The sequence below is a fragment of the Dysgonomonas sp. 521 genome (genome assembly GCF_010501055.1).
Classification (GTDB): Bacteria; Bacteroidota; Bacteroidia; order Bacteroidales; family Dysgonomonadaceae; genus Dysgonomonas.
Genome location: NZ_QVMO01000146.1, coordinates 1 through 5,532, shown reverse-complemented (window position 1 = coordinate 5,532; position 5,532 = coordinate 1). Strand labels below are relative to the sequence as shown.

The following is a 5,532-nucleotide window of genomic DNA, read 5'->3' as shown; positions in this document are numbered from 1 at the left end:
AGCAGGGTGGTACGTTGTGCTGCCTGCTCCAGTTCCTCCCAGCGTATCACCAGGCGAGCACGCGCCTCGTCGTTGAACTTGGTAGCGATATACAGGCACTCGGTTTTAGATAGCTGGTACATAGGCAATGTGCGGCCTGTAGCGTCTTTGTATGCACTGAGCGCAAATTTGCGCCCAGTAACTCTTACCCATGCCGGTTCCATCGTGCGGATGGCTCTCATTATATCTCTGTGGTTTTTGTTTGCCAAGTCCGCAATCTCGCGGCTGCTCATTGTTTGGATGTTGGTTAATTGGTTCATAATTGGTTGATTGGATTATGTTATTGTTAATACTGGTGTTTCGCCTCTCTTAGAATATTATCCGTTTCAGTATCAGATATCAGCCAACGGAATCGCTTTCATAGCCTTAGCCAACGCCTCTGTTATTTGTTTTTCTACATCTGCAGATGCGTTGCTGTCTACGATGATCAGGGTGCCAATCAGATTCTGGATATTAATTACTACTGGCTGTTTCATTTTTTTGTCCATCTTGCTTTGCTTTTTAGGAGGTTGGTAATAGGTTTAGTTCATTATCGCGCTTTGCGCCTGATAGTAGCGTGTAGCTATTTCGGCTACTTCATCGTTCATTGTGCGTGTTCCATTCAGCATTTTACGTATGGCCTCGGCCGAATAGGCTTTTTGGCCGCGCTTACGCCTGCTTTTGTTTACAATGGATGCAATGCGTACTGCATCACCGTGTTGTTTGAATTTCAAAAGATTTGATAGTTCCATATTTTTGATAACTTTGTATTAATAATGGTACAAATATAATAGCTTAATTTCTCATAGCAAAGAAATTGATAGCTTATTTTCTATTAAAATATGACTGCAAGAAAAAGAATACTGAAATATATTGAGAGTAAAGGTATTAGCAAGTATAGATTTTACAAGGATATCGCCTTGTCTAATGGCTATCTTGACAAGGAAGGTAACATTGGTAGCGATATATGCGAGAAAATAAGCTATCAATATCAAGATTTGAATTTGGAATGGCTTATTACAGGCAAAGGCTCAATGCTAAAAAGCAATGATACCCCAAAAGGCTATGATTGGAAATCGGAAGATTTCAACAAGGTTTTAGAGCCGAAAATGACAATGTACAAGCTTAAAACTGATTATTTTGGGATTGATAAACAGTTGATACCTTATTACGAGATAGAAGCTACAGCAGGTTTAAATACATTATTCGACAATCAGAATACACAGGTTCCTCTTGATTACATAAGTATTCCAAATGCTCCTAAATGTGATGGAGCTTTATCAATAAGGGGTGATTCTATGTATCCGATCTTGAAAGCAGGGGACATTATTTGCTATAAAATAATAAAGGAGTTTCAAGATATCAGGCCAGGTGAGATGTATGTTTTGGATATAGAAGATAACAGTGATAGGTATTTAACCGTTAAATATATACAGAGATCAGACATAAGCGATGAATATTTTAAGTTAGTTAGCCAAAATATAAATCATCAGCCAAAAGAAGAACACAAGTCACACATAAAGGCTTTAGCTATAGTAAAAGTATCAATACGTTATAATACGATATCTTAAATAATTAGATGATAAAGTTGTAATTTAGATAATAGTTATATTTTTCCATAAAAGCTTTATTCTTCTGAAGTTTCCTATCTGTGTATTCACCGATTGACTCATTATCTTTCATGTCAGACATATCGCTATCGTCTATCCTTTTAGCAATACGTGCCATTGCATATATTTGCTTTTTTTCGGATTGCAATAGCCTTATATAGGTTTCATTAAATTCACAAAACTCATCTTTGTAATAATCATACATATCATCTATATCGCAAATTCTACCTTGACAAGCATAAGCAAGGATAAGATACCAGTTGGATAGATGTATATAATGAGGATTATCAATATTCTCTATTGAAGACTTTCTTATTTGTTCTGTTTCTTCATAGAGTTCCATGAAATACATACCTGGATTCTTTGTCTTGTGTTTTTTTACTGTTTGATTTGTTCTTGATACTTTTTTTAGTATAAAGAGGATAACACCGAATATCAATAAAAGTGCAAATATCAGGTTCATATTAATTTTTTTTCAAAAGTAATACTTTTTGGTGATTTTGTTACCAAAAGTGCTTATATTGAATTGCCGAAAGGTAACAAAAAATGTCTGTATTGAATTGCCGAAAGGTAACAATTTTTGTGCGATTAAGTGCTTATATTGAATTGCCGATTAAGTATTATCCAATATTCAGATTCTAATTTTGCAATGTGAATTTTGATGCATGTCAGTGTATGGCAAGGTATGTTTTGAGTACACTCAAAACGTTTTAAGTGCCTTAAAACACCTTGCCCACTCCTCTGAAAGTCGGGGGAAATTAACTCCGGAGTCGTCAATTTTTGTAGAACAATAAAAACAGCTAAAGTTTATGGAAAAACATTTTGTAAAATAAGAAACTGAGGAAAATCCTGACTTATATATAATTTCGCAGATTGGAGTACCTGAAATAATCATTAGACTGTTATAATTTAACCTATTACAAAACAAACAGCTATTTATCAACCAGCTAAAGAAAAACAATATGGCTATCGTACCATTGATGAAAGAAGTCTGGATGAAGGTTCGGATATGAATTTTTCGGAATATGTAGCTATATTATCCGGTAATACCGACCTGTTGGAAGAAGCAAAGCTGGAAAAGAAAATAGCTTCATTGGAATGCGAACAACAGGCATTTAACCGCAGCAAGTCTTCGGCTATCTATAAGTTTGAGGATATTACCCGTAGGGTAGACAGCAACTCTGAAATGGTTGCCAGAATGTCTAAAGACCTGCAACAATATCTATCATATCCAGGATGGTTAGTATTTCATCGCCTCCCATATCAAAAGCCTATACATAAGTCTAGGAGTCATCCGGTACTCCTACCAAAAATGTGTCAGGCTAATAGCTCTTTAATAATAGCTTCCCACAAAATAGGAAGCACCTATGACTAATATTCTTTTCATATTTTATCTTTCAATTTAATACCTTGAGTGCATCAGTATTCTTTTTTGTAGCTCACTAAAACTATAGAAGAGGCAGCGGATTTATATCTGCTGCCTCCATTTTAATTATTTATATTAATGAAACAATTCAGTCCGATAGTTATCTTCATCTGAATTTTATATATAAACCATCTTCTTTTTCCAGATAGCAAATATTATCTTCCTTTGACAACCATCCAAGAACCAGATAGATGTACATTTCCCTATAACCTGTCATATCCATCAACTGTTCTATTTTCAATACTCCATTTGAGGATAACAATTGATGAATAAATACAGAATCCGAACTAATTATTTTTTTCAGCATATGTCCTCACTATTATTCTACTCCCCCGCCCAACGCTCTGTATAGATTAGAAACAGCCTGAAGTTGCTCCAGTTTATCTCTTATCTGGGTTAATTGTGCCTGCAATAATCCTTGTTGAGCTGTTAAAACCTCAAGGTAATTTGCTTCTCCGGCTTTTAGTAATTCCCGAGTGAAATATACTGCTTTAGTTTGGGAATCAACCTGCACCACCCTGTCACTATTTTTCCTCAAAGATGATTCATATGTGTAGAGGATGTCGGAAACTTCCTGTCCGGCAGACAATACAACTCGTTCAAAAGATATCAAAGCAATCTTCTGATCTGCCTTCGCCACTTCATATTGTGTTATTAACTGCTTACGAGCAAAAATAGGCTGGGTTAAACCTCCGACTATACTGGCAAAAATATTTTCAGGCTTAAAGAAATTACTCAAACCGTTCACCGTCGAATATCCGATCATTCCCGATGTCAGGTTGATGGACGGATAAAAACTTGCTTTAGCGGCATTCGTCAATTCAAAAGCAGAACGGAATTCCAGTTCTGCCTGGTTCACATCAGGACGGCGGGCAAGCATTTGGGCAGGTATTCCATGAGAGAATTCCGAAGCTACATTCTGTTCGGAAATAGATGTTCTGGCTATTGCACCAGGTTTACGTCCCATCATCATGCAAATTGCATTTTCAAGTTGTCTGATATTGCTTTCCAGATCAGGAATTGTAGCTATAGTGCTTGCTAAGGTTGCTCTAGTCTGTTCTACGGCAGCCCCCGTTACCATACCGCCGTCTTTAAGCGCCTGAGTGGTAACAAGGCTTTCTTCCATTAGAGAAATCATTTCTTTGGTAACTTTCAATTGTTCATCTAAAGCCAGCAATGAATAATAGGTATTGGCCATACTGGATATTAATGAAGTCTGGATAAGGTTCCGCCCAGCATAACTATTGAGCATCTGTGCGTATCTTGCCCTGGATTGGCGGTTCATTTTCCCCCAGATGTCCAGCTCCCAGCTTGCGACGAGTCCTAAGGAATAATTTTCAGTATGATATCCCAATACATCCTTCCCGTTCTGTCCGTAACTATTCCGAGATTGGTTAACCTGTGCACTCAATGCCAGTTCGGGAAAATAAGCAGCACGAGCTTGTCCTAAGTAAGCTTCAGCTTGCTTGATACGTTCCTGAGCAATCAGCATATCGAAATTTTTAGGGCATCCATTGTAAGGTCTGTTGAGAAGTAAAGTTTTCGGGTTACTTCTTTTCCGTTCTTGTAGAATATGGCCATAGCCAGTTTAATGTTACATTTTAATGTGTTGTGATATACAATGGCTGAATAGATTTTGATTTCTTTGGAAGAAGTAAAGACTTCACAAAAATGGTTCATATCAGGGGAATACGGATTAATCTTGCCATCATATTTCTTGTTGGCTCCTTTTTTCCCTGATTGTTTTCCCTTGTAAATATAGCGCATATCTGCATCATCGCGCAATCGGCTGATAAAATGCATGCCTAAGGAGAGAACCGTGTCCACTACTTTCTTCTTTGAGAAATAGGCATCGGCAACCAGATAAGTTGACAGTTCTTTGAAATACATCACATTTTCAACCAGAAGGCTACAATAATAATCCAGCAGGGTTAGTTTTTCCAGCGGTGGGGTTTGAATCGCATTCAAATGGAAAGCTGTGTTTCGAAAGACATCTACTGCGGCAAAACCACAAATATCTAATCCCCACTTGGCTTTTTGGGCACAACCCGACCAAAAATAAGCCGTCCCAAAAGTAGATTTTCCACTCTTGGGAATATAGCTGGGATCAAAAGCGATAATACATTCTTTTATCTTCTGCATGGAAATAAGCGTAAAATTAAAATCCTGAAAATTGAATATATTCTCGAAATTTATTCTAAAATATTGTTCACAGTACCGAGAAAAACGAGCAAGTTGCAAGAAATTTATTTTACCTTTAATGCCTAAATCAATACTTCGGTAAATAATTAATTAACTATCTCGATATTAATGAGTTATATTAACAAAAGTTAGTACAAAAGAATTGGTCAAATGGCTGATTTTCAGTAACTTTAAGTAATCTACACAAAGAGTTACAATGAATATATCAGCAGCACTTGACCAATATAGGTATATCTGTGGCGATGTCTTAAAAAGATATACTGCGAAATTAAACAA

Annotated in this window: 8 protein-coding genes and 1 pseudogene; 2 read left to right on the top strand and 7 right to left on the bottom strand. The window is 36.7% G+C overall.

Annotated features, from left to right (window positions below; genetic code table 11):
• The 3 genes from D0T84_RS21060 to D0T84_RS21050 form a co-directional block, all read right to left on the bottom strand.
• A partial coding sequence (locus tag D0T84_RS21060; RefSeq protein WP_163309894.1) for a Rha family transcriptional regulator occupies positions 1–299 on the bottom strand: 299 nt, incomplete at its 3' end.
• A 72-nt stretch (positions 300–371) separates the two neighbouring features.
• Positions 372–515: a hypothetical protein gene (locus tag D0T84_RS21055; RefSeq protein WP_163309892.1), complete on the bottom strand. Its 144-nt coding sequence runs from the start codon at positions 513–515 to the stop codon at positions 372–374.
• Between the two features lie 45 nt (positions 516–560).
• Positions 561–770: a hypothetical protein gene (locus tag D0T84_RS21050; RefSeq protein WP_163309890.1), complete on the bottom strand. Its 210-nt coding sequence runs from the start codon at positions 768–770 to the stop codon at positions 561–563.
• A gap of 90 nt (positions 771–860) precedes the next feature.
• Between D0T84_RS21050 and D0T84_RS21045 the strand changes: the two genes are divergently transcribed.
• Complete coding sequence (locus D0T84_RS21045) at positions 861–1,589, top strand: S24 family peptidase (protein WP_163309888.1); 729 nt, start codon at positions 861–863, stop codon at positions 1,587–1,589.
• Between the two features lie 4 nt (positions 1,590–1,593).
• Here the strand turns inward: D0T84_RS21045 and D0T84_RS21040 are convergent, their stop codons facing one another.
• Positions 1,594–2,091 carry a hypothetical protein gene (locus D0T84_RS21040; protein WP_163309886.1) on the bottom strand — a complete coding sequence of 166 codons (498 nt, stop codon included), beginning with the start codon at positions 2,089–2,091 and terminating at the stop codon, positions 1,594–1,596.
• 445 nt (positions 2,092–2,536) lie between these two features.
• On the opposite strand from D0T84_RS21040, the pseudogene D0T84_RS21035 reads away from it, so the two are divergent.
• Positions 2,537–2,850 (top strand): annotated as a pseudogene (locus D0T84_RS21035) (hypothetical protein); the annotation flags it as partial.
• A 310-nt stretch (positions 2,851–3,160) separates the two neighbouring features.
• Here D0T84_RS21035 and D0T84_RS21030 read toward each other — a convergent pair.
• From D0T84_RS21030 to D0T84_RS21020, 3 genes are read right to left on the bottom strand one after another with little or no spacing between them, the layout of a single operon-like run.
• Positions 3,161–3,361 carry a winged helix-turn-helix domain-containing protein gene (locus tag D0T84_RS21030; protein WP_163309884.1) on the bottom strand — a complete coding sequence of 67 codons (201 nt, stop codon included), beginning with the start codon at positions 3,359–3,361 and terminating at the stop codon, positions 3,161–3,163.
• Between the two features lie 12 nt (positions 3,362–3,373).
• A complete protein-coding gene (locus D0T84_RS21025; protein ID WP_163309882.1) occupies positions 3,374–4,546 on the bottom strand; it encodes an efflux transporter outer membrane subunit in 1,173 nt (390 codons plus the stop codon).
• Positions 4,540–5,196: a transposase gene (locus D0T84_RS21020; RefSeq protein WP_163309880.1), complete on the bottom strand. Its 657-nt coding sequence runs from the start codon at positions 5,194–5,196 to the stop codon at positions 4,540–4,542. The genes D0T84_RS21025 and D0T84_RS21020 overlap by 7 nt, the downstream gene beginning before the upstream one ends.
• Between the last annotated feature and the right edge of the window lie 336 nt (positions 5,197–5,532).